Raw genomic sequence first — 22646 nt, forward strand, 5'->3', positions numbered from 1 at the left:
TGCTGACGCGGCTACCATCGTGGCCGAACAGCAGGCTGGATGAGTTGTTACCGTATGCCAGTAATCCCTTCAGTTACTCTCCCGGGAAACAGAAAGCCGAACTTACCTGATAGCGCAAGGTGAGTTCACCGCGCGTTTACCATTATCGCCAGCAACACGCAGTCTGATCTCTTTGAAACCCTTTTCACGCAGATACGCTTCAAAATCACGAAGAGACTGTTTACCTAGCCCTCGTCCCTGGCAGGCGTTGAATATATGAAAATCATAAATAAAAACAGTCCCCATAGCGGAGTCTGGTTTATACCAGAGATAACCTATATGCCTGGCAGTGTGATCTGACTGCTCAGAAATACACAGTAACACTTGTCCTGGAGTATTGACCCCCTCCGTTAGCGCTTCCGATATTTCCTTATTCGCTTTTACAAGAGAATCAGTAGGGGAAAGCCCATAGTTTGACCCGATCTCATCAGCATAATCAGAAATAAAATATTGAAGAAACGCCGGATACTCTTCTGCAGTCATTGAGCGAAACGAGATCATCCTTTACCCCTTAGCGATAGAACCTGAAGAAAATATGGAAAAGATAAGTAGCGCTGCGACGCCTGAGTGTCAATATAATTCACTTCTGAAGCCAGGCTGGAACATGTTGATGAACATAAAGTGGGGTCATGATGTCCGCTCCTGGCACAAAACAGACCTTCGAATTAAGCTCCCCCTTCCCCGGTAAAAAGCACCTGGAATATAGCGCCGCCGTTTAGCACAGCGGCGCTAAGCAACAGGCTACGCCCGCTCGCTCTCCGCCCGGCTGCTTTTCAGATCCACAATCTGCCCTATCTGGTCATGGTACACCGTCAGCAAATTATGCTGGCTCATCTCCGATATCAGCTGCGGCGGCACGTTAAAACTTTGCGCCAGCTCGTTAACGTGCAGCGGTGCCTGGCTGCTGTGGTAGCGCGCGCTGTGCCTGCGCAGACTGTACTGGTACCAAAGAATAAGTAGCCAGCCGTTGATCGCCGCCATCAGCAAATAGATCAGCACGGTGTTAAGCGAACCGGTAATCACCTCCCCACGCTGGTCGGGAAAGGCCACCAGCTGTAGCAGCAGATTTTTATAGGCGAAGAAGATAAAACCGGCCCAGGCGACGCAGGTTAGCAGGCCATCAAAGATGCGCGGGCCAACCCGGCGTTCGGTCAAGATCAATGCGTTGGCGTTCATTACACTCTTCCTTTTCCACGGTCAGGGCTTACCCAGCGCGCGCGGGCGCGTCGGCGTTTTAGCATCACTTTAGGGAATGAAACCAGGGTGGTTAGCAGGCCTATCATCCAGTACATCATCGGGAACCAGATGATCCAGAACAGCGAACCGGCAATGCGCTTCTCATAGCGTCGTTCAATAAACAGGCTGACGAGGAACTGCATCAGGCACATTACGCCCAGCATCAGGCCGGTAAAGGCCGGGGGAAACAGGCTCTGGACGACAAGATTGGCCGGAAGCGCGAACGACTGGCTGGCGATAAACAACAGAACGGTGATGGCATAGGCAAATGCCCACACCGTTGATAACACATACTCCATAAACAGCGGCCACATGCGGCGGTGTTCCCAGCGGAACAGGCGGCGGATATTCACCAGGAAAACCTCTGCCCCACCCTGCGCCCAGCGCAGGCGCTGCTTCCATAATCCTCTTAGCGTCTCCGGCATCAGGATCCAGCACAGCGCCCGCGGCTCGAAGAAAATGGTCCAGTGGCTGAGCTGTAATTTCCAGCTGATGTCTATATCTTCGGTGATCATATCCGGGCTCCAGTAGCCGACTTCCGCCAGCGCCTGACGGCGAAACGCGGCAATCACCCCGGAGACGGTAAACACCCGGCCATAGATGCGTTGGGTACGTTTAATCAGCCCGATAATGGAAGAAAACTCCCCGACCTGGATCCGGCCAATCAGGTTGGATCGCGTGCGGATACGTGGGTTACCGGTGACCGCCCCGACGTGGGGATGCTGGATCAGCGGTGCGGCCAGATACGCCGCCGTATCTCGCTCCAGCAGCGCGTCGCCATCAATACACACCAGCAAATCACCTCGCGCCGCGGCGGCACCGGCTTTTAAGGCCACGGCCTTGCCCTGGTTCGCCGCGAGGTGAATCACCCTTAGCTTCGGATATTCCTGTGCAAGCTGGTTAAGGATCTCTGCGGTGTTGTCCCGGGAACCATCGTTAATGGCGATGACCTCGATGTTTTCATAACGTTGATCCAACGCGGCCTCTACCGTTTCCCGTGCGTTTTTACCTTCGTTAAAACATGGGATCAAAATAGAAATAAGCGGGTTGCCCACCAACTGTGGCGGTGGCGCGTCCTTGCCCCACGGCCAGTGGCGCTCCAGCCGAAACCAAAAATAAAGCCCACCGGTCATCCACAGCACCGACATAAACAGCGGCCAGAAAAAGACAAAATCAAGCAGCATTTTCCCGGTAAAGACGGCCGCCATACTGAGCGGCAACCCAAATACCAGACACAGAATCAGCAGAGAAATAAGGCGATCACTCATTGTTTGGGTACCAGGAAGTGGATATTTCAGGCCTGATGCGGGACATTTCAGGTTGGTTATTGATGAAGTCGTCCGGGTAGTAGCCGTAATGCTTAACCCCGTTTAACTGCAGGAGTCGCATCCACTCCACCAGCTGTTTTTCGGCAATGCCGTTTTGCGTTTTATGGTTCCAGTCCCTGGCCTGAAGCTCAAAAATGGTTTTATTCAGCCCCGAGGGTTTCGCCGCCACGGTCTGAATCAATCTCACCAGCCAGTCGTTGCTCTCTTCCACCGGTACCGACTCCATCAGCGGCATCGCCATCGGCACCGTCCAGTCGTAGGCGGCAAGGAAATCATCAATGCTCTGGGCGAACCACGCTTCGCTCTCGGGCTCCAGAATCGGCAGCGCGAAGATGTTGCGGGCGGTTTTTATCTGTGGGCCGCGGATATTCCGCACCGCGTCGGTGAGCGTGCGGGTGAAATCAATCAGCGTCTGGCTTTTAAATCGCGTCCAGCTATGGAGTTCGGCCTGGTTTTGATGGATGTCATCAATGCTGCCCCGGAAACCCGCCTGCCGGTAAGCGGCCATTGCCTCCGGGCCTGCATCCTCAAAGTCAGTCAGCAGCGCATCGTCATGAAACAGGATGCCGTCGAACACCGCATGCCGGGAGAGATCTTCATAGATGTCGACTATCTGCTGGCGAACCTGTCGGTTCCACGGCGAAAGACGCAGATAGGGGCTGTTTGCCCGGTGTGCGCGGCCACTTGCTGTATCCCAACGTTCTACCCGCGGAAGGGAGGCATTCAGGTCAAAAGAGAGCACCGGCAGCCAGGCAAACACTTTCACGTCACCGCGAGTGCGTAATTGCCAGGCAACGAAGTTAAACAGGTCGGCGCGCATCGGCAGCCATCGGTTGGGGAAATAGAGCGACTTGATATTGCCGTCACCCAACGGGTCGGAGAAGGCTTGCAAAAAGACATGGCTGACTTTCATGTCATATACCCGCTGCACCAGCGCATCAATATTCTTCGCCTGCTGCACCGGGTTCGGATCATAGACATAGTCCAGATCCACATGCATCACCCTTACAGGATCGGGCTCCTGAACGCAGCTCACGATGTTGACAAACGCCTTAAGTGTTGGGTTACCGGCAATCAGGACACGGGGAATATTATCCAGATCCCGAACATCTGCCAGGCCATCATTCAGCGTGAACGCCATCTGGTACCCCTGATTTTTAATGACCTTAAGCGAAGTTCCGCTGGCCGCCCCATACGGCCAGACCCAGGCGCGCGGAGCCTTACCGCTGACCTGCTCGATTTTGCGGCTGATTTGACGCACGTCGTTGCCAATACGGCGGGTGAACTGCTCGTCGCTTTCATACTGGCCGGTGAGTTTATTCCACGCCCGGTTGGCCACGGCCGGCTCGCGGCTGCCCTGCGGATTCGCCAAAACGCCGTAGTGAGATGCCCAGGTGTGCGAGCCAATTTCAACCAGCGGGGATTGGCTTAGCTCACGTACCCTATCCCAGGTGGCAAACTTGTCCCGAGCCGTCATCAGCCCGCCAAAGTCCACTTTTTTCCCTTCCGGCGTGTCGACCCAGCTACCTACCGGCGCCCAGAGCGCGGGCACATTGTAAGCCTTGAGCAGCGGCCAGACGCGGGTATAAAAACTGCTATAGCCATCATCGAAGGTGAGCAAAAACGCCCTGGGCGGCAGCAGCTTCCCGCCCCTATGGGCATCCAGAATCTCCTGCACGCTTACCGCGCGATAGCCGTTATGTAACAGCCAGCTGATTTGCTCATTCAGCGCGCTGGTGCGTACTGCCAGGTAGCGCTGATCGGGGTCGCTGTCTTCGACGTCATGGTAGGCCAGCACCAAAAAGTGGTTCTTAGGCCACGGTTTGTTGGCTTCAAGTACCGGCCGCTCTTTTGGCGGCAGAAAATGAATCTCCTGCGCGGCCCAGGCCGAAAGAGTAAATAACCAGCCGATAACGATCGGGCCGATACGAAAACTGTTGGTCAACATGCTTGTCCTTAAAATCGTAAATTCGCATCAAAAGCAACGGCGAGATGGGTTTCCCGTTTACCGTCGTAGGGCCGTTTCTCCCAGCCCAACATGGCCCCGGCATCAAGAACGTTGTTCCACTGGATACGCTGGCCATATCCCAGCGAGGTGATAGCGCCCGAGCCGTAGTTTTTCTGCCGGTAAAGCCCTGCTCCCGCCGTAATTTGCTGGCTCCAGACGGTGTCATAGTGCTGGTACATCATATGGTTAGCGGAAAGTGCCGGAACGGCGGAGAAGTCCCATTTCGGGCTGTAGTAAACCGTGTCGGTCTTGCTGTTAGTGCTAAAAGCAAGACCGGGCGCGAGATCAAGCGTTACTCCCGGGGCCTGCCAGAGCCGCTCTTTGCCATGCAAGGTATATTCCTGCCGGTGGTTATGGTCTGAGAACCCGCTGGTCGCGGTGGTCAGCTGGTATTCGCGGCGTTCGTTTTGATACCAGCGGATCCAGACATTGGCCTGGTTTGCACTCACGCCATTACGCAGCGCCCTTAAGGGCGTGGCCTGAGCGAGGCGCTCAACGTCTCCCCCCACTCTCCAGCGGTCGCTGAAGCTATGCCAGGCAGAGAAGCGCGCCCCGAGTTTATTACTACCGCTAAAGTTGTTGTTCGACAGCTCAAGCTCCGCCAGGCTATCGCGCGGGCGCCATTCAATACCGCCGAAAACGCTTCGACTGGAACCCTTTCCTTCCTCGAACCGCCCGCTGTTATAGCGATGCCCGCCGAACAACCGCCAGCCATCAGCCACGGGTGGGCCATAAATCGCCATATCCCAGTTAAGGTCGCGCGCGCCGCTGACCGGCGTGTCGGCGTGAATACCCTGCAGGCCGTTAATGCGCAGCTCAGACAGACGATGCACCTCACGGGCGCGGCTCAATCTCTGGGCGCTGAGATCCAAAGGCAATCTGGCCATCACGTCATCGGTTAACAGATCCATTTGCCGCCATTCATGGAGAGCCATGGCAGTGTATGCCTGCTGCCGCTCAAGTTCAGGATTCGACGGTTCCAGCGCCTCTGCTTTCTTTAGCTCTCTCTCGGCGGCATGAGGCAACCCACGCGCCTGCAATATCCGCGCATAAGCTATACGCAGCCCCTGATTGCCCGGTGCCGTAGTGGCCAAATGGTGGGAAAGTGCCTCGGCCTCCGGCAGCGCATTGGTCGATAAAAGGTATTGAAGGGAAAGCGTTTTCCCCTCCAGCCAGCGGTCGTTAGGCTGAGGTGCAGGGAAACCCGACACGTACCGGCGATACGGCGTGATCCGATCGCGTTTTTGCAGATACAGGCATGCGGCATCATACTGGCCGCTGTCCAGCAAAGCGTAAAACATCTCATCTTTACTGTTCTCATCCTCCGCGCCCCCGGAAAGCCGCTGAGAAAGGGTCTGCGCTATCGTCACCTTCTTTTCTGCCAGGTAAGCGGAAATGACCCAGCGTAAGGCCCAGGGAGGCACGCTCACACCTTCTGAGGTCAGGGATGCATATTCCCGGATGACCCCCGGGTAATCGCTGTGGGCGTAGAGCGCCCCAAGCCGGTCAATCCTCGCTCGGGCAAGATCCGGCTGAGCCTGCGGGTCATGACGCCAGCTGGCAAACAGCGCGTCGTAGCGGTTTAATGCCTGCTGCGCGAGGGCAAAACGCGCTTTTTCTTCACCGGGTGCGATTTCAGCAATACGCACCATTTCAGCCGCCGCGTTGACCTCCAGCTTTCTGCGCCCGGCAGCCGGAAGTTCCACCTCATCTGCCAGGGCAAGCGCGGGCGTGCTGACTCTGTTCAGCGTCAGGCTGGTTATCAGGTTCTGGCGTGCGGTTTTATCTTCCGGCACAAGCGCGAGGGCCCGCGTGTCGCTCAGCAGTTGATCCCATGTCTTCCCCTGTCGCAGAGAAACATAAGACAGCGTCTGCAGATGCGCCGGGCTAAGATGTTCTTTAACCAGGCGCAGGGCTGCATCCCTCGCCTGCCACTCTTTTCGCCCGTCAGCCAGCGTTTTAATTTTCCCCATACGGTAGTCATCGTTTCCGGGTGAAAGCCGTAGCGCCTCGTCCCAGAGGGAAAGCGACGACGCCCACCGTCGCAGATTGCGCAAGGACTGCGCGGCGGCGGCAACGCCCCGTGCCGGAATGGAAACTCGCCCCTGAAAATGCTGCCAGACGCTAACCACTTCATCATCATGCCCGGCCCAGGAAGCAACCTGCAGCCAGTCTGCCACCTGCTCCGGATTAAGCGGCCTGCGCCGCTCCTCAAGCCTGAGCCCATCCAGCAAAGGCTGATAATTACCGCTGCGAGCCTGCAAGACCTGGCTGTCATATAACGATGTCGCCCCCATCCCCTGAAGCGGGAGCAATCCTGGCACGACTAAAAATAGCGAGAGTTTCGCGCCATGATAAAAGATTAACTTGTTGATACTCAGCCGTTGTCCCATAAATATCTATTATTCCATTATGAATGAGCATGATCTTTCCACCGCATTTGAATACCGGGCATCAGTATCAGCGGAAGAAAACTTACACAGTAAAATGCCCCTCTGTTATTCAGCGGGTTTTATTACAATGGATATTCTTCATCTATCGCCGTTACTTGCCTTAAGCTTTAGGATAAAACTCAAAATACAACCAATCGAACAATAGAGCAGACAACAGAAATGATAAGTCACTAACAATAACTTTGTGAATACATCAGAGCGGCAGCAAAGATGCTTTTAAGAATACTCCGCATCGGCTTTTTAATAATTTATCAAACGTAAGAGGCCGACACATAACATCATGATTCAAATCGAAAAGACAAAAACAACAAATGCGAGGATATGCTATTTTTATTGTCATTCCTGGCATTGCACGGTGAATTTCCCTGTGTTATTCAGGAAGTTTCCTGGCAAAGAATCCTAATTTTAATCCCACTGCCTTTTTTCTTATTTCTTTTTATTTATAATTCTTCACGCCGATAATAAAGACGGACACAACCAACGCTTCAATATTTAACGCAGTGACAAACATTAATTACGTCTAACTTACCTAAAGGTTAGTTAGCTCATTTCCAATGAAATAGTCGAAATATGCCGTGCATAGGCATGCCCCTGGTTTTCGATGGATATGCATTTTGGATTGAAGTGATATTAAAGGGATACGCTGCGGTGAATGCGACAATTTTGATCACTCAGGATCACTATCTTTACCAGGGAATAAAAAGCTATTTCCCCGACATCATACAACTGCGCTCGGTCGACAGAAGGAGCTTTAGTTATGGCTACGAAGGGTACGCCATACTGGTTGATAGCCGGTTACCGCTGGTGCTTTGGGAAAACATTATAACCAGTGCCGGGAGGGCGGGAACACCCGTTTGCTGCCTCGTTCTCGATATGCGCCACAGTGAGCTCTCTCCGCTGAGGCTAAAGTGGAGCCTCGATATGTCGATACCGCACCCGGATGTTGAAGCTCTGTTCTCGCTGCTGCAAAAGGTGAATATCGACCGCCAGGCCAGAGAGTGGTTTCTTGAAATGCGCCTCGGCAACGAAGAGCGCACGATGATGAAGCTGCTCAGGGAAGGCTTGCCGATGGAGAACGTGGCTGAAAAACTGAATACTTCGCTTAAAAGCCTGTATCGCAGGCGGACTGAACTGTACGAGAGGTTGGGTCTGGCAAATTTTAACGAAGCCTGCTTGTTTATCTTTACTCACACAGAGCAGGATTACCCTTAGCTCAGGCGGCGGCTGCCCTCAGGCCTGCCGCCGCGTAGAAAAATTACGCCTGTTTTAGTGCCAGGGTCGTCATGCAGGTCTGGCTGTCGTCGAACGTGGCAAAGGCCGACTGCGCGGTGCGTCCCTTGTAGCTTACGCTGACCGTCCCTTCGGTATTACGCGGTAACCACACGCCGACAAAGCCGTTCTGATGGCTGGTTAGCGTTTTATTCAGAATGACTTTGCCCACCTTGTCGGTGATTGTCACCTCAAAAGGCGTGTTGGCCAGCTCTCCCTGGCACCCGGACAGGCTGTGATTGAAGCAAGGGTGCGTTTGCTGAAGGTACGGCGCAAACGACAGGTAGAACTTGTCCCCCAGCGGATAGCTAAACTTCTGCTGCCCCTCAGAAAGCACCAGCGCATGGCTGGTGATCCCGGCGCTGTAGCCCAGCGGGCGAGCCTGAGGAGACTGGTCAATAGCCTCAACCATTTGCTCCACGGTTTTCCCCGCCAGCCCGTGCTTCGCCAGAAAAGCATTGGCCTCCGGCGTAGTCGCCAGCGCAGAACCACTCAGTGTCAAAGCCAGTAACGCCGTCATCATGCGCATTTTCATCATATTTCCTTTAAGAGTAAGCGTGCTGAAATCACTGGCGGAAAAGGTACACCTTCCCCCAGGGGGAAGGTCAAAGCCCGGGACGTATAGAAAGGTAAAGCAATGTATTTATTATGGTTTAATTGATTTTAATCAAACATTCACGGTCCGTTGACCGGAAACCCAGCCCATGCAGACTTGCTGCAGGCTTTGGGTTTCCGGTCAGTGAGATCTAAATCACAAATTTCAGTGGGTTAGCCTTCGGGCTAAACCGCTTAGCCCACCCGGCAACCGCTTATCTCTTCATATGACCGCTAAAGCACTCTTTCCCCCGTTCGGCAGAAAAGCGCGCCAGGATATATCCGCCATAAATTTTTACCCTTCTCTCTACCAACAGCAGACTCAGGAATACAGGGACGGGTATTACGTTGACAGTCTGAAAAACGGATGACTTATGAATAAAAACAGATACTTAAAACATATACCCTGGGTGATTTTGGGTATTATCGGGGCCTGCTGTCTGGCCGTTGTTGCCCTGCGGCGCGGCGAACATATCAGCGCCCTGTGGATAGTGGTCGCGTCGGTCTCGGTCTATTTAGTGGCCTACCGCTATTACAGTCTCTATATCGCCCAAAAGGTGATGAAGCTCGACCCAACGCGAGCAACCCCGGCGGTCATTAATAACGACGGCCTGAATTATGTTCCTACCAACCGCAACGTCCTGTTTGGTCACCACTTTGCGGCTATCGCCGGTGCCGGGCCATTGGTTGGCCCTGTTCTGGCTGCACAGATGGGCTATTTGCCCGGCGTCCTCTGGCTATTAGCGGGCGTCGTGCTGGCCGGCGCGGTGCAGGACTTTATGGTGCTGTTTATCTCCTCTCGCCGTAACGGTGCCTCGCTGGGCGAAATGATCAAAGAGGAAATGGGCCCGGTGCCGGGTACCATTGCCCTGTTCGGCTGCTTCTTGATCATGATTATTATCCTGGCCGTGCTGGCGTTGATCGTGGTGAAAGCGCTGGCGGAAAGTCCGTGGGGCGTGTTTACCGTCTGCTCAACGGTGCCCATTGCCCTGTTTATGGGCATCTACATGCGCTTTATTCGCCCTGGCCGTGTCGGTGAAGTGTCCATTATTGGTATTGTTCTGCTGGTCGCCTCGATTTACTTCGGCGGCGTGATTGCCCATGACCCGTACTGGGGCCCTGCGCTGACCTTTAAAGATACCACTATCACCTTTACCCTGATTGGCTATGCCTTCGTGTCCGCCCTGCTGCCGGTATGGCTGATCCTCGCGCCGCGTGACTATCTGGCCACCTTTCTGAAAATCGGGGTCATCGTTGGCCTGGCGATCGGTATCGTTATTCTGAACCCTGAACTGAAAATGCCGGCCATTACTCAGTACGTGGACGGCACCGGCCCACTGTGGAAAGGTGCTCTATTCCCGTTCCTGTTTATTACGATTGCCTGCGGCGCGGTGTCCGGCTTCCATGCGCTCATTGCTTCCGGTACGACACCAAAACTTCTGGCCTGTGAAACCGACGCGCGCTTTATAGGCTACGGCGCGATGCTGATGGAGTCCTTTGTGGCGGTGATGGCGCTGGTCGCGGCCTCTATCATTGAGCCGGGTCTCTATTTCGCCATGAATACGCCACCGGCGGGTCTGGGCATCACCATGCCAAACCTGCATGAACTGGGCGGCGAGAACGCGCCGATGATTCTGGCGCAGCTGAAGGATGTGACCGCCCAGGCGGCGGCGACCGTTAGCTCCTGGGGCTTCGTGATTTCCCCGGAGCAGATCCTGCAAACGGCGAAAGACATCGGGGAACCTTCGGTTCTGAACCGTGCCGGTGGCGCGCCAACCCTGGCGGTCGGCATCGCGCACGTGTTTCACAGAATTGTGCCGGTGGCCGACATGGGCTTCTGGTACCACTTCGGTATTTTGTTTGAGGCGCTGTTTATCCTGACCGCGCTGGACGCCGGTACCCGTTCCGGTCGCTTTATGCTGCAGGATCTGCTGGGTAATTTTATTCCGTTCCTGAAGAAGACCGATTCACTGGTTGCCGGGATTATCGGCACCGCAGGCTGCGTGGGCCTGTGGGGCTACCTGCTGTACCAGGGCGTGGTCGATCCGCTGGGCGGCGTCAAAAGCCTGTGGCCGCTGTTCGGTATCTCCAACCAAATGCTGGCGGCGGTAGCGTTAGTGCTGGCGACCGTGGTACTGGTGAAGATGAAGCGCACCCAATACATCTGGGTAACCGTGGTTCCGGCCGTCTGGCTGCTTATCTGTACCACCTGGGCGCTGGGCCTGAAGTTGTTCAGCAACAACCCGCAGATGGAAGGCTTCTTCTTCATGGCCAACCAGTATAAGGCGCGCATCAGCGCGGGCGGTGCAGACCTGACGGCACAAGAGATAGCCAATATGAACCATATTGTGGTCAACAACTACACCAACGCGGGCCTGAGTATTCTGTTCCTGGTGGTGGTTTACAGTATTATCTTCTACGGCTTTAAAGCATGGAGAGAAGCGCGTAAGACCGACCAACCTACGGATAAAGAAACGCCTTACCAGCCGGTGCCGAAAGAAGGCATTAAGATTTCGTCCGGCCACTGATCGTTTCATCTGACTGCCCCGCCCACGCGGGGCTTTCATCACAAAAGGAGCGACGGATGTTCGATAACTTAGGCGCAGCGAAAAAGTATCTCGGCCAGGCGGCACGGATGCTGGTTGGGATCCCGGACTATGACACTTACGTCCTGCATATGCAGACTAATCACCCGGACCAGCCTGCCATGACGTATAAAGAGTTCTTCCGCGAACGCCAGCAGGCACGCTACGGCGGAGACGGTAAAGGCGGAATGCGCTGCTGTTAACAGGAATGATGCTATGACACCGATTGCAGTTACTGTTTTAACGGGTTTTCTCGGTGCCGGGAAAACCACCCTTTTACGGCAGATCCTGCATAAGCAGCAGGATGAAAAGATTGCCGTTATAGAAAATGAATTTGGCGAAGTCCCCATCGACAGCCAGTTGATTGGCGATCGCGCCACCCGCATCACCACCTTAAGCAACGGCTGCATCTGTTGTACGCGTTCGAGCGAGCTGGAAGACGCGCTGCTGGATCTGCTCGACAGCCTGGATAAAGGCGAGGTGCAATTTGACAGGCTGATCGTTGAGTGCACCGGCATGGCGGATCCCGGCCCTATCCTGCAGGCGTTTTTCTCCCATGAGATTATCTGCGAGCGTTACTTGCTCGACGGCGTCATTACGCTGGTGGATGCGGTACACGCCACGTCGCAGCTGGATCAGTTCCAGCTTGCTCAGTCCCAAATTGGCTATGCAGACCGCATCCTGTTGACCAAAACCGATGTGGCCGGTGATTGCGGCGCACTGACCGAACGCCTGCAACGCATCAATGCGCGTGCCCCGGTTTACCCGGTGATACACGGTGACATTGAGCTGGCCCGGCTGTTTGATACCCGAGGCTTTATGCTGGGAGAAGAGGTGGTGATAGCCAAACCGCGCTTCCACCACATAGCCCCGCAGCAAAACCCGGTGTCTTCGATTGTCGTCACGCTTGATTATCCGGTCGCCCTGTCGGCAGTGTCGTCGGTAATGGAAACGCTGCTTTCCAGCTTTGCCGATAATCTGCTGCGTTACAAAGGGATGTTATGGATTGAAGAGCAGCCGTGCCGCCTGCTGTTCCAGGGCGTGCAGCGGCTTTACAGCGCCGACTGGGACCGCGAGTGGCAGGCGGATGAAACGCCGGGCAGCACGCTGGTGTTTATCGGTATCGACTTGCCGGAAGCGGAGATCCGACATGCTTTTGCCGGGCTACGGCAGGGCTGATTACGCGGTGGGTCATAGCCCCACCGCCTCTTTCAGCGATTTCAGATAGCGACGACTGACCGGTACGGTGCGGCCATCTCGTAACAACAGCTCCGCCTGGTTGTTATCCTCCAGGCGGATCTCCTGCAGATAATTCATATTCACCAGATATTGCCGGTGGCAGCGCAGTAAAGGCGTACGGCTTTCCAACGTGCGCAGCGTCAGCTCGGTAAAGCCCTCTTTGCCATCCCGGCTGGTCACATACACTCCGCTCATCCGGCTGCTAACGTAGGCTACCTCTTCCATTTGCAGCAGCCAGATACGGCTGTGGCCGCTGCAGGGAATAAACTTCAGCGGTTGCTGGTTTTCCGGCAGCTGCGAAATGTCCTGCACTTTCTGCTCCTGGCGCAGGCGGGCCAGCGTTTTTTGCAGGCGCAGCGCCTCTATCGGCTTCAGCAGGTAATCAAACGCACACGCCTCAAAAGCCTGCACCGCGTACTCATCAAACGCGGTGAGAAACACAATACGGGGCCGGTGCCGCTGATCGAGCATTCCCACCATTTCCAGGCCACTGATACGCGGCATCTGAATATCAAGGAACAGGATATCCGGGCGTAATTTGTGTACTGCCCCTATCGCCTCAATCACGTTGGCGCACTCGCCAATAATGTCAATGTCGCTTTCATCCTGGAGCAGGATGCGCAGGTTTTCACGAGCCAGCGGCTCATCATCAACAATCAGAACTCTTAACATGCAGACTCCTCAACGGGCAGACGCAGCGTGACGCAGGTGAAGCAGTCAGGACTGCAGTTCACTGTAATACCGTAATCATCGCCAAAGCGCGTACGCAGGCGCTTGTCTACCAGATTCATACCTAATCCATTACTGTTGATTTTTGGCCGGTACAACCCGGCGTTATCCTCGACGTCCACAAAGACATTATCCCCCTCACTGCGGGCCCGGATAGTGATAATGCCGCTCCCCAATAGCTGGGAAGTCCCGTGCTTAATCGCATTTTCCACAATCGGTTGCAGGGTGAAAGCCGGTAAACGCTGGTGGGTAAAGCGCGCCGGAACCTGTAATTCTACCTTCAGCTGCGACGGGAATCGCGCCAGCTCGATTTGTAGATAGGCATTAACGTGCTCAATTTCATCAGAGAGCGTGACGATTTCCGACGGACGCTTCAAATTTTTGCGGAAGAAGGTCGACAGATATTGCACCAGCTGCCCGGCTTTATCGCTGTCGTGGCGGATCACGCCCTTCAGCGTATTCAGGGCGTTAAACAAGAAATGCGGATTCACCTGAGCATGCAGCAGCTTGATCTCTGACTGCGCCAGCAACGCTTTCTGCTGCTCGTATTTACCGGCGAGGATTTGCGCCGACAGCAGCTGGGCAATACCTTCGCCAAGGGTACGGTTAATCGAACTGAACAACCGGTTACGGGCTTCATAGAGTTTTATCGTGCCGATCACCCGCTGGTTCTCACCGCGCAGCGGAATAACCAGCGTCGAACCTAGCTTACAGTTGGGGTGCAGCGAACAGCGGTAAGGCAACTCATTGCCGTCGGCATACACAACCTCGTTATTCTCTATTGCCCGCCAGGTATAGCCCGATGAAATCGGCTTGCCGGGCAGATGATGGTCATCACCCGTGCCGGTGAATGCCAGCAGCTTCTCCCGGTCGGTAATGGCGACGGCGCTGATATCCAGCTCCTGGAGCAGTACCTGCGCGACTTTCATACTGTTCTTTTCATTGAACCCCTGGCGCAGGATCCCCTCCGTCGAGGCAGCCACTTTCAGGGCGGTGGCGGAGAATGCCGAAGTGTACTTCTCAAACATGGCACGCTTATCCAGCAGGATGCGCATAAACATCGCCGCGCCAAGGGTGTTGGTGACCATCATCGGGGCTGCAATGTTCCCGACAAGGTGGAGTGCATCATTAAAGGGTCTGGCGATCAGCAGAATAATCAGCATCTGCACCAGTTCAGCGACAAAAGTGACCGCCCCGGCCATCAGCGGGCTGAACAGTTTATCGGTCCGGCCGCGCTTGATTAAATAGCTGTGGATCAGCCCACCGATTAACCCTTCGGCGATGGTCGATATCATGCAGCTGAGCGCCGTCATCCCGCCAAGCGAGTAACGGTGAAGCCCACCGGTAAGGCCCACCAGCCCACCGACCAATGGCCCGCCAAGCAGCCCGCCCATCACGGCACCTATCGCTCGCGTATTGGCGATTGACCCTTCAATATGCAGACCGAAATAGGTGCCCATAATACAAAAAACGGAGAAGGTGATGTAGCACAGCAGCTTGTGCGGCAGGCGCACGGTAACCTGCATCAGCGGGATAAACAGGCGGGTTTTACTCATCAGCCAGGCAATGACCAGAAACACGCACATTTGCTGCAAAAGCAGCAGCACTAAATTGAACTCATACATGCTTAGAGACTCTCCGTTTACAACGCGGGCAACATAGCGCAGCTGGCAATATATTTCCCGAGCGTGCTTCACGGTTTGTTCATTTGGCGCATAAATTTCTTATTTTTCAGTAAAAAAAGATGCCCCAAAAGACTTTATTAAATAAAAAAACAAAAACCCCGTCATAAATAAAATCAAATTCACAGGCAATAACCAATAGCCAGATTACATATAAACAACGCTGATTATTTGCTAAAGAAAAATGAAATAACAACGGCTCGCATACCCCCGGTTCTCGTATAGACCTGAATGCTATAACTCATGTTTTTATATTCTTCTGCCATGCGGCGTTAGCAGGTAGTATCGGCCAAACAACGGCGATTAAGCTCGCAGAACAAAACGCACTGGCGGCTATTAACAGCGAATTATGCTGCCGCGGTGCGGAAGTTTTAAGCAGTTAAGGAAACAGAATAATGATCGTTCTATCGGGCGTGTCGAAGGTATTTGCCGGAAAAAACGGCGATATTACCGCCGTAGATAATATTAGCCTCAACGTCGAAAGAGGCCAGGTTTACGGCATTATTGGCTATAGCGGCGCGGGTAAAAGCACATTAATCAGACTATTAAACGGGCTGGAAACCCCCTCCTCCGGCTCTATTCTTGTTGCCGGTCAGGACATTGCCCGTGCAAAAGGCGAGCAGCTGCGTCAGACACGTTTAAAAGTCAGTATGGTATTCCAGCATTTCAATTTGTTGTGGTCGCGTACGGTAGCCCAGAATATCGCCTTCCCAATGCAAATTGCCGGGAAAAATAAGCGCCAGATAACGCAGCGCGTCAACGACCTGGTCAAGCTGGTGGGCCTTGAAGGACGTGAAAATGCTTACCCTTCCCAGCTCAGCGGCGGTCAGAAACAGCGTGTCGGTATTGCCCGTGCGCTGGCAAATAACCCCGACGTTCTGCTGTGCGACGAGGCAACCTCCGCGTTAGATCCGCAAACGACCGACGCCATCCTCGACCTGCTGCTCGACATTAATCGCCAGCTCAAATTGACCATCGTGCTGATCACTCACGAAATGCACGTCGTGCGCAAGATTTGCCAGCGCGTCGCGGTGATGGAAAACGGAAAAATCGTTGAGGAAGGCGCGGTGCTGGATGTATTCACCCATCCCCAACAGCCGATTACGCAGACTTTTGTCCGCCAGGTTTCACTCCACGGCGAAGCGAACGAGCCGTTCAATCCGCAGTGGGTTAAGGGGTTAAGTGGCAGCATTCTGAAGCTTATTTTCCCCGGCGGCCAGGCACAGCAACCGGTTATTGCCGAGGCCATTCAGCACTTTAACGTCGCGCTGAATATCCTGCACGGCAAAATCACCCAGACGGTAGACGGGACGTTTGGCGAGCTGTATGTCCACTTCGATGATGTCAGCCAACTGGACAATATTGTGCAATACCTGAACCAAAAGCGGGTAGAAACAGAGGTTATTCAACATGATTGAGCAATTCTTTCCGCATTTAAAACTCGACAAACTGTGGGCCGCAACCGGCGAAACGCTGTATATGACGGCCTGGTCCGGGCTGGCAACATTGGTGTTGGGTATCGCGCTTGGCGTGCTGTTGTTCCTGACTTCTCGCGGCCAGCTGTTACAGAACCGCCTGGTGTATTCGGTTGCCACGGTGCTGGTGAACGTCTTCCGCTCGATCCCTTTTATTATCCTCATCGTGCTGCTGATCCCGTTTACCAAAACGCTGGTCGGCACCATTCTGGGCACCAATGCGGCACTGCCGGCGCTGATTGTGGGCGCAGCGCCCTTCTATGCCCGACTGGTGGAGATTGCCCTGCGCGAGGTAGATAAAGGCGTGATTGAGGCCACGCGTTCAATGGGGGCAAAGATCCATACCCTGATCTTCCGCGTGCTGCTGCCCGAGTCTTCTCCGGCGCTGGTTTCCGGCATTACGGTGACGCTCATTGCGTTGGTCAGCTACAGCGCGATGGCGGGCGTTATCGGCGCCGGTGGCCTCGGCAACCTCGCCTATCTGGAAGGTTTCCAGCGTAACCATAACGACGTCACTTTAGTGGCGACCGCCATGATACTGGCGATCGTTTTTATTATTCAGTTTATCGGCGACCGTATTACCCACCTGCTGGATAAGCGTTAACGGACGCCTCATCTTTCGGCAGGCAGGTGCGCTACCTGCCTGTCGGAGTGACACGGCAATATTTTATTAATCACTCATCACTACTGGACGGGATAATGAAAAAACAATTCATGATGTTGGCACTGGCTTCTTTAACCGCCTTGAGCCTGAATGCCAACGCGGCAGAAAAGCTGATTGTTGGCGCATCTAACGTACCGCATGCGGAAATTCTGGAGCAGGCAAAACCTATTCTGGCGAAAGAAGGTATCGACCTGGAGATTAAAACTTTCCAGGACTATATCCTGCCTAACACCGCGCTGGCCGAGCGTGAAATTGACGCTAACTATTTCCAGCACCAGCCGTACCTGGACTCCGTGTTGCAGGATCATAAAGGTGATAAAAACTATGACTTCGTCAGCGCCGGTGCTATTCACGTTGAGCCGATCGGCATCTATTCGAAAAAATATAAAAGCCTGAAAGAGTTGCCGCAAAACGGCAAAGTCATTATGCGCGACTCCGTTGCCGAAGAAGGCCGCATTCTGGCTATTTTCCAGCGCGAAGGCGTCATCACCCTGAAACCGGGCATCAAGCCGGTGAATGCGCGGATTACCGATATCGCCACTAACCCAAAACACCTGCAATTCAAGGCCGATATTGAAGCCGCCCTGCTGCCACAGATGTACGCCAATGACGAAGGTGATGCGGTTGTCATCAACGCGAACTATGCGCTTGATGCGGGCCTTAACCCAATCAAAGACCCGATTGCGGTGGAAAGTGCCGAAGGTAACCCGTATGCCAACATCATCACCGTGCACAGCGCCGACGTGAAGAAGCATGACATCGTTGAGCTGGTGAAAGTCCTGCACTCTAAAACGATCCAGGACTGGATCAACGAGAAGTATCACGGTGCCGTTGTGCCGGTTAACCAGTAATCCTGTAATAGAGAAGAGGGGCGCAATGCGCCTCTTCTTCTTATCCGTGAGTCAACGCCGCATATTCATCCGGGCTGAGGTAAAGCTCGCGATATTTCTCGTCCACCTGCTGCCACATCCGCCGGGAAAAATAGAGCGCCGCCGGCAGTGGATGGTGGTGAACCATCACCGAATCTGCCTGCCCCTGCTCGTTAATATGCACCCACACCGCGCACTCCACCGCCATGCCGTCCACGCTTGCGCGGTTAGACTCCATAAAAAACCGCGCGTTCACGTAATCCCGGTAGGTAAAACGCTGGAAGTCATACAGCGGGATCGCCGCCCTGAGGATGTCGATAATCGCCGTTTTGCCCTGAATCGGCGCCTTCAGCACGACGCCGTGCAACGTCGCTTCTTCTGCCAGCAGCGCCCGCCACGGCGAGCCGCAAACCCCTCGTGAACTGGAGGGGCATTACGGAATTCGCTTCCGCTATGTGAATTCCGCCAGGCTGCAGGACTGGCCGTTGCTGGGGAATGACCTGAAGGAGCCCGGTCACTTACAGATGGTCTGGACTTCCGGCAAGCAGCTTTCATCGAAGATCCGCGTTTTTGTGGATTTTATCAGCGAATTTATTTATCAGCAGAGGCAAGATAGCGCTTCAGCAAACAGCGAATAAATAAGAGAACGAATGGCAGATGTTGTGTTTCTGATTGGCCCCGGCGGCGCGGGTAAAAGCACCGTGGGTAAATTACTGGCGAGCAGGCTTGGCTGCGCGGCAATCGATCTTGACGACGAATTCTGCGACCGGATCCTCAATATACGTGAATTTATCACGCTCAACGGGTATGAGCGCTATCTTGAGGAGAATGCGAAGCTGCTGAAAACGCTGCTCGAAGAAGCCGATGCCTGTGCCGTTTTTATTCTCTCTTCGGGCTTTCTGGCAACCGATATTCGCCCGGACATCGTGGAGCAGAACAGAAAGCAAGTCCATCGTGCCGGTCTCTCAGTACTGTTGCTCCCTTCCCGTGACTATCACGAAGCGCTTAGCTGCATTGTCGAACGCCAGCTAAAACGGGGCTTTGGCCTGAAAAGAGAAAGCGAAGTAGAAAAATTCCGCCAGCGTTTTGAACAGTATCTGCCATTAGGCGATGTGCAGATATTTTCGATGGCAGTACCGGACGCTATCGCCGATAGCATTGCCCGGCAGCTGGCGACGCTCAGGCCGGAGGATCCGTCTCCCGCCCACGGCAAAACTAGTCGATGACTTTCTCTAAATCGATCAGCTCTTCCAGCGTCAGCATATTGCCCTGTGTCACCGCCAGGGCATCGTCCAGCCCTTTATTGTAGAGGGCTGGCGCCATTCTTTTCACCAGCTCATCGAGGAAAAACTCGGATTCGAACTGGCCAATTTGCAGGTCGTGTTTGTCGGCCAGCCAGTCGGTGATGAAGTCGCTAAGCTTGCGGTAGTCCTCGGCGGGTAATTCAATCTTTTTCATTACGCCTCCACGTCCGGCACCACCAGCGACTCGCCGATGGCGTAGTACTGACCACCCGCAATGTAATGCAGGCTGCGCAATTCAGGGGCCGAAGTTTCAAACGACCAGTGGCCGTTCTGGAAAATGCGGTTGTCCGCCCATGCGCCGATAATCTCGCCGATAAACAGATCGTGGGCCTGATGGTTATGAGGTTCAGGAATGAGCTTGCAGACCATCCAGGCCGTGCAACCGGTCACCAGCGGCACATTGTGCCCCGGGGCGCGGAACAGCTCAACGCCTGCCTGCTCGAGCTTGTCGGGCATATTTTTCAGGCTGTGGGTGCCAAGAAAATGAGTCATTTTGAGCTGGGCGGCGCAGGGCACCTGGATAACAAAGGTGCCGCTCTCTTCGATAAGTGCGCGGGTGACGGTGATTTTATCCAGCACCACCATCAGTTTTGACGGGGTGAAATCCAGCGCACAGGCCCAGGCGGCGGTCATTACGTCGTCTACGCCATTGTGATGGGCAGACACCAGCACCGTTGGGCCGTGATTGATCAGGCGGTATGACTTTTCTAACGGAACTTCAATGATATGTGGGTCCATACTTCGCATCCAGTTTTCATCAGGTTGCCGTCAGTTTGCCTGAACAATTAGCGCATTACTTTTCCTTTTTGTGGCTTAGCTTATGGGGCAGGCAAATCAGCACCAGGCCGACAAAAATCGCCGCCACGCCGATAAGCTTTTCCGGGCTAAACGCTTCGTTGAGCCACGGCAGATTAATGGCTGCAAACCACACCAGCACGTAGCTCAGGCTTAAAAGCGGATAAGCCTTGCTGAGCGGAATACGCTTCAGCGCCATATACCAGCAGCCCATGGAGAACGCATAGGCGGCCAGGCCGCAAATCAGCGCCAGCAGGCCGTAGCCGCCAAACAGCACCGACATAGCAAACTCCAGGCTCAGCGAAGCGGGCGGGAACTGAATCATCGCCCATTTCATGCTGAGCTGCGCCCCGCTCACCAGCAATACGCTCATTAACGCCCAGATATACCCCATCAGGCGTGCCCTCCCAGCGCGATGATGCCCAGGATAATCAAAATCACCCCCAGCCAGTGGTGAGCGGAAATTCTCTCTTTCCAGATCCACCGCGCGGCAAGGGTGATAAAGATAAAGTTCAGGCTGAGCATCGGGTAAGCAATGCTCACTTCGACGTGCTGGAGCACCAGCAGCCAGACAAGCATCCCCAGCCCGAGCAGGAGCACGCTAAACCCCAGCCATAGCATCAGGTGGCGGCGCCCCGCCCCCTGCGCCGCCTGTTTCTGGCACAGCTGCCCACCGCAGCTAAGCAGGCTGGCCAGAATTATCAGCGCAATATTCATGGCTGAGCGTCGTACTCAAACAGAACAAAGCGTCCGCTGTTAGCGCGATGATCCGGCGTCGGTAGATTCAGGTCGTTAAGATCGCTGTTATTAGACACCAGCAACAGCAGCGACACTTTGCCCTGTTTGCGGTGTTCCGCCAGCCAGGACTCGAACTGCTCAGAGCCGACGTAGCGATCTTTTACATCCGGATAGTCGAGACCGTAACGCAGTTCGCCCGCCTGACTATAGAGGTTGATATCGCTGCGTTTCATCTCCCAGGCAACCCCGGCGGCGATGCCTACGTTGTTGGTGAAGATGTAGCGGCTGTCTTCCAGCTGCGGACGCATTGCGTGAATAAACGCCTGCGGCTGCTTGGAGTTCTCCACCTTAGATGGGATCACCACGCCGACCAGCAGCGCCAGACCCAGCGGGCACAGCGCCGCCCAGTACCAGCGTTTCGCCGTCTGGCTCAGGGTCAGAAGGCCAAACAGCCCCCAGACCGCAAACGCCAGGCACGCAAGAACGACTTTGAGGCTTTCATTGGCGGCATAAACCGGATGTCTTGCCAGCCCCCACGGCGCGAGGAAGAAGGCCACGGTAATCACACAGGCCGAACCGAACGCCAGGTTTATCCAGCCGTTGACGCGCAAAACGGCAGACCCGCTTTTCGCCAGCTCAACCGCATGACGCGCCATCAGGATAGCCAGGGGCGCAAAGCACGGCAGAATATAGGTGGGCAGCTTGCCCTTCGCGATGCTGAAGAACAGGAAAGGCATCACTATCCAGCCCAACAGGTAAAAAGCCCCACCCTGCTCAGCACGACCTTTCCAGCCGCTTTTCAGCGCGCCGGGCAACAGCGCCAGCCACGGCAGGCTGCCGGCAATCAGGAACGGAATGTAATACCAGAATGGAGCTTTGTGCTGCGCGTCTTTCTCGGCGAAGCGCTGAATATGCTCTACCCAGAAGAAATAGTGCCAGAAGTCAGGTTCCGCTTTAGCGATCGCTACGGCCCAGGGCAGCGTGATCAGCACCGCGCTCAGCACCGCAATCGGCCCAAACAGCAGAACTTCTTTCCAGCGTTTCTGGGCAATCACCCACGGCAGGACGCCAATCACCGGCACCGCCAGCGCCAGGAACCCTTTGGTCATCACGCCCATGCCGCAGGCCAGGCCCAGCAGAACATAGCCGCCAATCCTGCCGCCGGTGGTTTTGGCCGTACTGGCTAACCAGAAGCTGCACATGGCCGCCGTCATCCACAACGTGATCATCGGGTCAAGAACGGAATAAGTCCCGATGCCGTAGACCAGCAGGCAGGTGAGGTAAATAACCCCTGCCAGCACCGCAACCGTTTTATCGCGCCATAGGCGGAACGCCAGCCAGGAAGTCAGCAGCGCGCTCAGGGTCACCGAGAAAACGGAGCCGAAACGCACGGCAAAATTGTTATGCCCGAAGATAAACTGGCTGATGTTGTTGATCCAGTAACCTGCAACAGGCTTTTCGAAATAGCGCAGATCGAGGAAATGCGGAACGATCCAGTTACCTGACAGCAGCATCTCACGACTGATTTCCGCATAACGCGTCTCATCCGGCTGCCACAGGTGACGAAACTCCAGCGGTACGAGGTAAAGTAAGGCAAAACAGACCACAAGGGCCATTCCATATTTTGCTGATTTCATCG

Annotated in this window: 22 protein-coding genes; 8 read left to right on the plus strand and 14 right to left on the minus strand. The window is 54.7% G+C overall.

What is annotated here, in order from left to right:
- Positions 1–102: 102 nt before the first annotated feature.
- The 5 genes from VGM55_RS16275 to pgaA all read right to left on the minus strand — a co-directional run bounded on the left by VGM55_RS16275 (position 103) and on the right by pgaA (position 7004).
- Positions 103–540, minus strand: coding sequence for a GNAT family N-acetyltransferase (locus VGM55_RS16275; RefSeq protein WP_331636033.1), 438 nt, complete (start codon positions 538–540; stop codon positions 103–105).
- Between the two features lie 240 nt (positions 541–780).
- Positions 781–1215 carry a poly-beta-1,6-N-acetyl-D-glucosamine biosynthesis protein PgaD gene (gene pgaD / locus VGM55_RS16280; protein ID WP_154185885.1) on the minus strand — a complete coding sequence of 145 codons (435 nt, stop codon included), beginning with the start codon at positions 1213–1215 and terminating at the stop codon, positions 781–783.
- The gene (gene pgaC, locus VGM55_RS16285; protein WP_331636035.1) at positions 1215–2543 is read right to left on the minus strand and encodes a poly-beta-1,6-N-acetyl-D-glucosamine synthase; all 1329 of its coding nucleotides are present in this window, start codon (positions 2541–2543) and stop codon (positions 1215–1217) included. Before pgaC ends, pgaD begins: the two co-directional genes overlap by 1 nt.
- Positions 2536–4551: a poly-beta-1,6-N-acetyl-D-glucosamine N-deacetylase PgaB gene (pgaB, locus tag VGM55_RS16290; protein ID WP_331636036.1), complete on the minus strand. Its 2016-nt coding sequence runs from the start codon at positions 4549–4551 to the stop codon at positions 2536–2538. Before pgaB ends, pgaC begins: the two co-directional genes overlap by 8 nt.
- Positions 4552–4559: 8 nt before the next feature.
- Positions 4560–7004 carry a poly-beta-1,6 N-acetyl-D-glucosamine export porin PgaA gene (pgaA, locus tag VGM55_RS16295; protein WP_331636037.1) on the minus strand — a complete coding sequence of 815 codons (2445 nt, stop codon included), beginning with the start codon at positions 7002–7004 and terminating at the stop codon, positions 4560–4562.
- A gap of 708 nt (positions 7005–7712) precedes the next feature.
- Between pgaA and VGM55_RS16300 the strand changes: the two genes are divergently transcribed.
- Positions 7713–8276, plus strand: a complete 564-nt coding sequence (locus tag VGM55_RS16300) for a LuxR family transcriptional regulator (protein WP_331636038.1) — start codon at positions 7713–7715, stop codon at positions 8274–8276.
- 43 nt (positions 8277–8319) lie between these two features.
- On the opposite strand, the gene cueP is transcribed toward VGM55_RS16300, so the two are convergent.
- Positions 8320–8868, minus strand: a complete 549-nt coding sequence (gene cueP, locus VGM55_RS16305; protein WP_331636061.1) for a copper-binding periplasmic metallochaperone CueP — start codon at positions 8866–8868, stop codon at positions 8320–8322.
- Between the two features lie 433 nt (positions 8869–9301).
- Here cueP and VGM55_RS16310 point away from each other — a divergent pair, with 433 nt between their 5' ends.
- The 3 genes from VGM55_RS16310 to yjiA are packed head-to-tail and all read left to right on the plus strand — an operon-like array spanning position 9302 to position 12691.
- Positions 9302–11455, plus strand: coding sequence for a carbon starvation CstA family protein (locus VGM55_RS16310; protein ID WP_331636039.1), 2154 nt, complete (start codon positions 9302–9304; stop codon positions 11453–11455).
- Between the two features lie 56 nt (positions 11456–11511).
- Entirely contained in the window at positions 11512–11715 is a 204-nt protein-coding gene (locus VGM55_RS16315) for a YbdD/YjiX family protein (RefSeq protein WP_154185891.1), read from the plus strand.
- Positions 11716–11728: 13 nt separating this feature from the next.
- Positions 11729–12691: a GTPase gene (yjiA, locus tag VGM55_RS16320; RefSeq protein ID WP_331636040.1), complete on the plus strand. Its 963-nt coding sequence runs from the start codon at positions 11729–11731 to the stop codon at positions 12689–12691.
- Positions 12692–12703: 12 nt separating this feature from the next.
- On the opposite strand, the gene btsR is transcribed toward yjiA, so the two are convergent.
- Together btsR and VGM55_RS16330 are read right to left on the minus strand one after the other, a co-directional pair.
- A complete protein-coding gene (gene btsR, locus VGM55_RS16325) occupies positions 12704–13423 on the minus strand; it encodes a two-component system response regulator BtsR (protein WP_331636041.1) in 720 nt (239 codons plus the stop codon).
- Positions 13417–15105 carry a sensor histidine kinase gene (locus tag VGM55_RS16330; RefSeq protein ID WP_331636042.1) on the minus strand — a complete coding sequence of 563 codons (1689 nt, stop codon included), beginning with the start codon at positions 15103–15105 and terminating at the stop codon, positions 13417–13419. The genes btsR and VGM55_RS16330 overlap by 7 nt, the downstream gene beginning before the upstream one ends.
- 452 nt (positions 15106–15557) lie before the next feature.
- On the opposite strand from VGM55_RS16330, the gene VGM55_RS16335 reads away from it, so the two are divergent.
- From VGM55_RS16335 to VGM55_RS16345, 3 genes are all read left to right on the plus strand, one after another.
- Positions 15558–16580: a methionine ABC transporter ATP-binding protein gene (locus tag VGM55_RS16335; RefSeq protein ID WP_154185899.1), complete on the plus strand. Its 1023-nt coding sequence runs from the start codon at positions 15558–15560 to the stop codon at positions 16578–16580.
- Positions 16573–17241: a methionine ABC transporter permease gene (locus tag VGM55_RS16340; RefSeq protein ID WP_154185901.1), complete on the plus strand. Its 669-nt coding sequence runs from the start codon at positions 16573–16575 to the stop codon at positions 17239–17241. Before VGM55_RS16335 ends, VGM55_RS16340 begins: the two co-directional genes overlap by 8 nt.
- Before the next feature lie 95 nt (positions 17242–17336).
- The gene (locus VGM55_RS16345; protein WP_154185903.1) at positions 17337–18152 is read left to right on the plus strand and encodes a MetQ/NlpA family ABC transporter substrate-binding protein; all 816 of its coding nucleotides are present in this window, start codon (positions 17337–17339) and stop codon (positions 18150–18152) included.
- Positions 18153–18192: 40 nt separating this feature from the next.
- On the opposite strand, the gene VGM55_RS16350 is transcribed toward VGM55_RS16345, so the two are convergent.
- The gene (locus tag VGM55_RS16350; RefSeq protein ID WP_154185905.1) at positions 18193–18537 is read right to left on the minus strand and encodes a hypothetical protein; all 345 of its coding nucleotides are present in this window, start codon (positions 18535–18537) and stop codon (positions 18193–18195) included.
- A gap of 283 nt (positions 18538–18820) precedes the next feature.
- Between VGM55_RS16350 and VGM55_RS16355 the strand changes: the two genes are divergently transcribed.
- Positions 18821–19396 carry a shikimate kinase gene (locus VGM55_RS16355; RefSeq protein WP_331636043.1) on the plus strand — a complete coding sequence of 192 codons (576 nt, stop codon included), beginning with the start codon at positions 18821–18823 and terminating at the stop codon, positions 19394–19396.
- Here the strand turns inward: VGM55_RS16355 and VGM55_RS16360 are convergent.
- Genes VGM55_RS16360 through arnT form a run of 5 tightly spaced genes read right to left on the minus strand, consistent with a single transcriptional unit; the run spans position 19386 to position 22644 of the window.
- Positions 19386–19628, minus strand: a complete 243-nt coding sequence (locus VGM55_RS16360; RefSeq protein WP_154185909.1) for a DUF2164 domain-containing protein — start codon at positions 19626–19628, stop codon at positions 19386–19388. The two genes, VGM55_RS16355 and VGM55_RS16360, sit on opposite strands and share 11 nt — an antisense overlap.
- Positions 19628–20212, minus strand: coding sequence for a flavin reductase family protein (locus VGM55_RS16365; protein ID WP_154185911.1), 585 nt, complete (start codon positions 20210–20212; stop codon positions 19628–19630). Before VGM55_RS16365 ends, VGM55_RS16360 begins: the two co-directional genes overlap by 1 nt.
- Before the next feature lie 55 nt (positions 20213–20267).
- A complete protein-coding gene (gene arnF, locus VGM55_RS16370) occupies positions 20268–20663 on the minus strand; it encodes a 4-amino-4-deoxy-L-arabinose-phosphoundecaprenol flippase subunit ArnF (RefSeq protein WP_331636044.1) in 396 nt (131 codons plus the stop codon).
- Positions 20663–20986, minus strand: a complete 324-nt coding sequence (arnE, locus tag VGM55_RS16375) for a 4-amino-4-deoxy-L-arabinose-phosphoundecaprenol flippase subunit ArnE (RefSeq protein WP_154185915.1) — start codon at positions 20984–20986, stop codon at positions 20663–20665. The genes arnF and arnE overlap by 1 nt, the downstream gene beginning before the upstream one ends.
- Complete coding sequence (gene arnT, locus VGM55_RS16380; protein ID WP_154185917.1) at positions 20983–22644, minus strand: lipid IV(A) 4-amino-4-deoxy-L-arabinosyltransferase; 1662 nt, start codon at positions 22642–22644, stop codon at positions 20983–20985. The genes arnE and arnT overlap by 4 nt, the downstream gene beginning before the upstream one ends.
- Positions 22645–22646: the final 2 nt, after the last annotated feature.

Origin of the sequence: Cedecea sp. (assembly GCF_036500665.1) — a bacterium.
Taxonomy (GTDB): domain Bacteria; phylum Pseudomonadota; class Gammaproteobacteria; order Enterobacterales; family Enterobacteriaceae; genus Cedecea.

What these genes read in the sequence shown, in the direction of transcription:
- VGM55_RS16275 (WP_331636033.1), bottom strand. Translation starts at nt 540, where the DNA reads ATGATCTCGTTTCGCTCAATGACTGCAGAAGAGTATCCGGCGTTTCTT.
- pgaD (WP_154185885.1), bottom strand. Translation starts at nt 1,215, where the DNA reads ATGAACGCCAACGCATTGATCTTGACCGAACGCCGGGTTGGCCCGCGC.
- pgaC (WP_331636035.1), bottom strand. Translation starts at nt 2,543, where the DNA reads ATGAGTGATCGCCTTATTTCTCTGCTGATTCTGTGTCTGGTATTTGGG.
- pgaB (WP_331636036.1), bottom strand. Translation starts at nt 4,551, where the DNA reads ATGTTGACCAACAGTTTTCGTATCGGCCCGATCGTTATCGGCTGGTTA.
- pgaA (WP_331636037.1), bottom strand. Translation starts at nt 7,004, where the DNA reads ATGGGACAACGGCTGAGTATCAACAAGTTAATCTTTTATCATGGCGCG.
- cueP (WP_331636061.1), bottom strand. Translation starts at nt 8,868, where the DNA reads ATGAAAATGCGCATGATGACGGCGTTACTGGCTTTGACACTGAGTGGT.
- VGM55_RS16310 (WP_331636039.1), top strand. Translation starts at nt 9,302, where the DNA reads ATGAATAAAAACAGATACTTAAAACATATACCCTGGGTGATTTTGGGT.
- VGM55_RS16315 (WP_154185891.1), top strand. Translation starts at nt 11,512, where the DNA reads ATGTTCGATAACTTAGGCGCAGCGAAAAAGTATCTCGGCCAGGCGGCA.
- yjiA (WP_331636040.1), top strand. Translation starts at nt 11,729, where the DNA reads ATGACACCGATTGCAGTTACTGTTTTAACGGGTTTTCTCGGTGCCGGG.
- btsR (WP_331636041.1), bottom strand. Translation starts at nt 13,423, where the DNA reads ATGTTAAGAGTTCTGATTGTTGATGATGAGCCGCTGGCTCGTGAAAAC.
- VGM55_RS16330 (WP_331636042.1), bottom strand. Translation starts at nt 15,105, where the DNA reads ATGTATGAGTTCAATTTAGTGCTGCTGCTTTTGCAGCAAATGTGCGTG.
- VGM55_RS16335 (WP_154185899.1), top strand. Translation starts at nt 15,558, where the DNA reads ATGATCGTTCTATCGGGCGTGTCGAAGGTATTTGCCGGAAAAAACGGC.
- VGM55_RS16340 (WP_154185901.1), top strand. Translation starts at nt 16,573, where the DNA reads ATGATTGAGCAATTCTTTCCGCATTTAAAACTCGACAAACTGTGGGCC.
- VGM55_RS16345 (WP_154185903.1), top strand. Translation starts at nt 17,337, where the DNA reads ATGAAAAAACAATTCATGATGTTGGCACTGGCTTCTTTAACCGCCTTG.
- VGM55_RS16355 (WP_331636043.1), top strand. Translation starts at nt 18,821, where the DNA reads ATGGCAGATGTTGTGTTTCTGATTGGCCCCGGCGGCGCGGGTAAAAGC.
- VGM55_RS16360 (WP_154185909.1), bottom strand. Translation starts at nt 19,628, where the DNA reads ATGAAAAAGATTGAATTACCCGCCGAGGACTACCGCAAGCTTAGCGAC.
- VGM55_RS16365 (WP_154185911.1), bottom strand. Translation starts at nt 20,212, where the DNA reads ATGGACCCACATATCATTGAAGTTCCGTTAGAAAAGTCATACCGCCTG.
- arnF (WP_331636044.1), bottom strand. Translation starts at nt 20,663, where the DNA reads ATGGGGTATATCTGGGCGTTAATGAGCGTATTGCTGGTGAGCGGGGCG.
- arnE (WP_154185915.1), bottom strand. Translation starts at nt 20,986, where the DNA reads ATGAATATTGCGCTGATAATTCTGGCCAGCCTGCTTAGCTGCGGTGGG.
- arnT (WP_154185917.1), bottom strand. Translation starts at nt 22,644, where the DNA reads ATGAAATCAGCAAAATATGGAATGGCCCTTGTGGTCTGTTTTGCCTTA.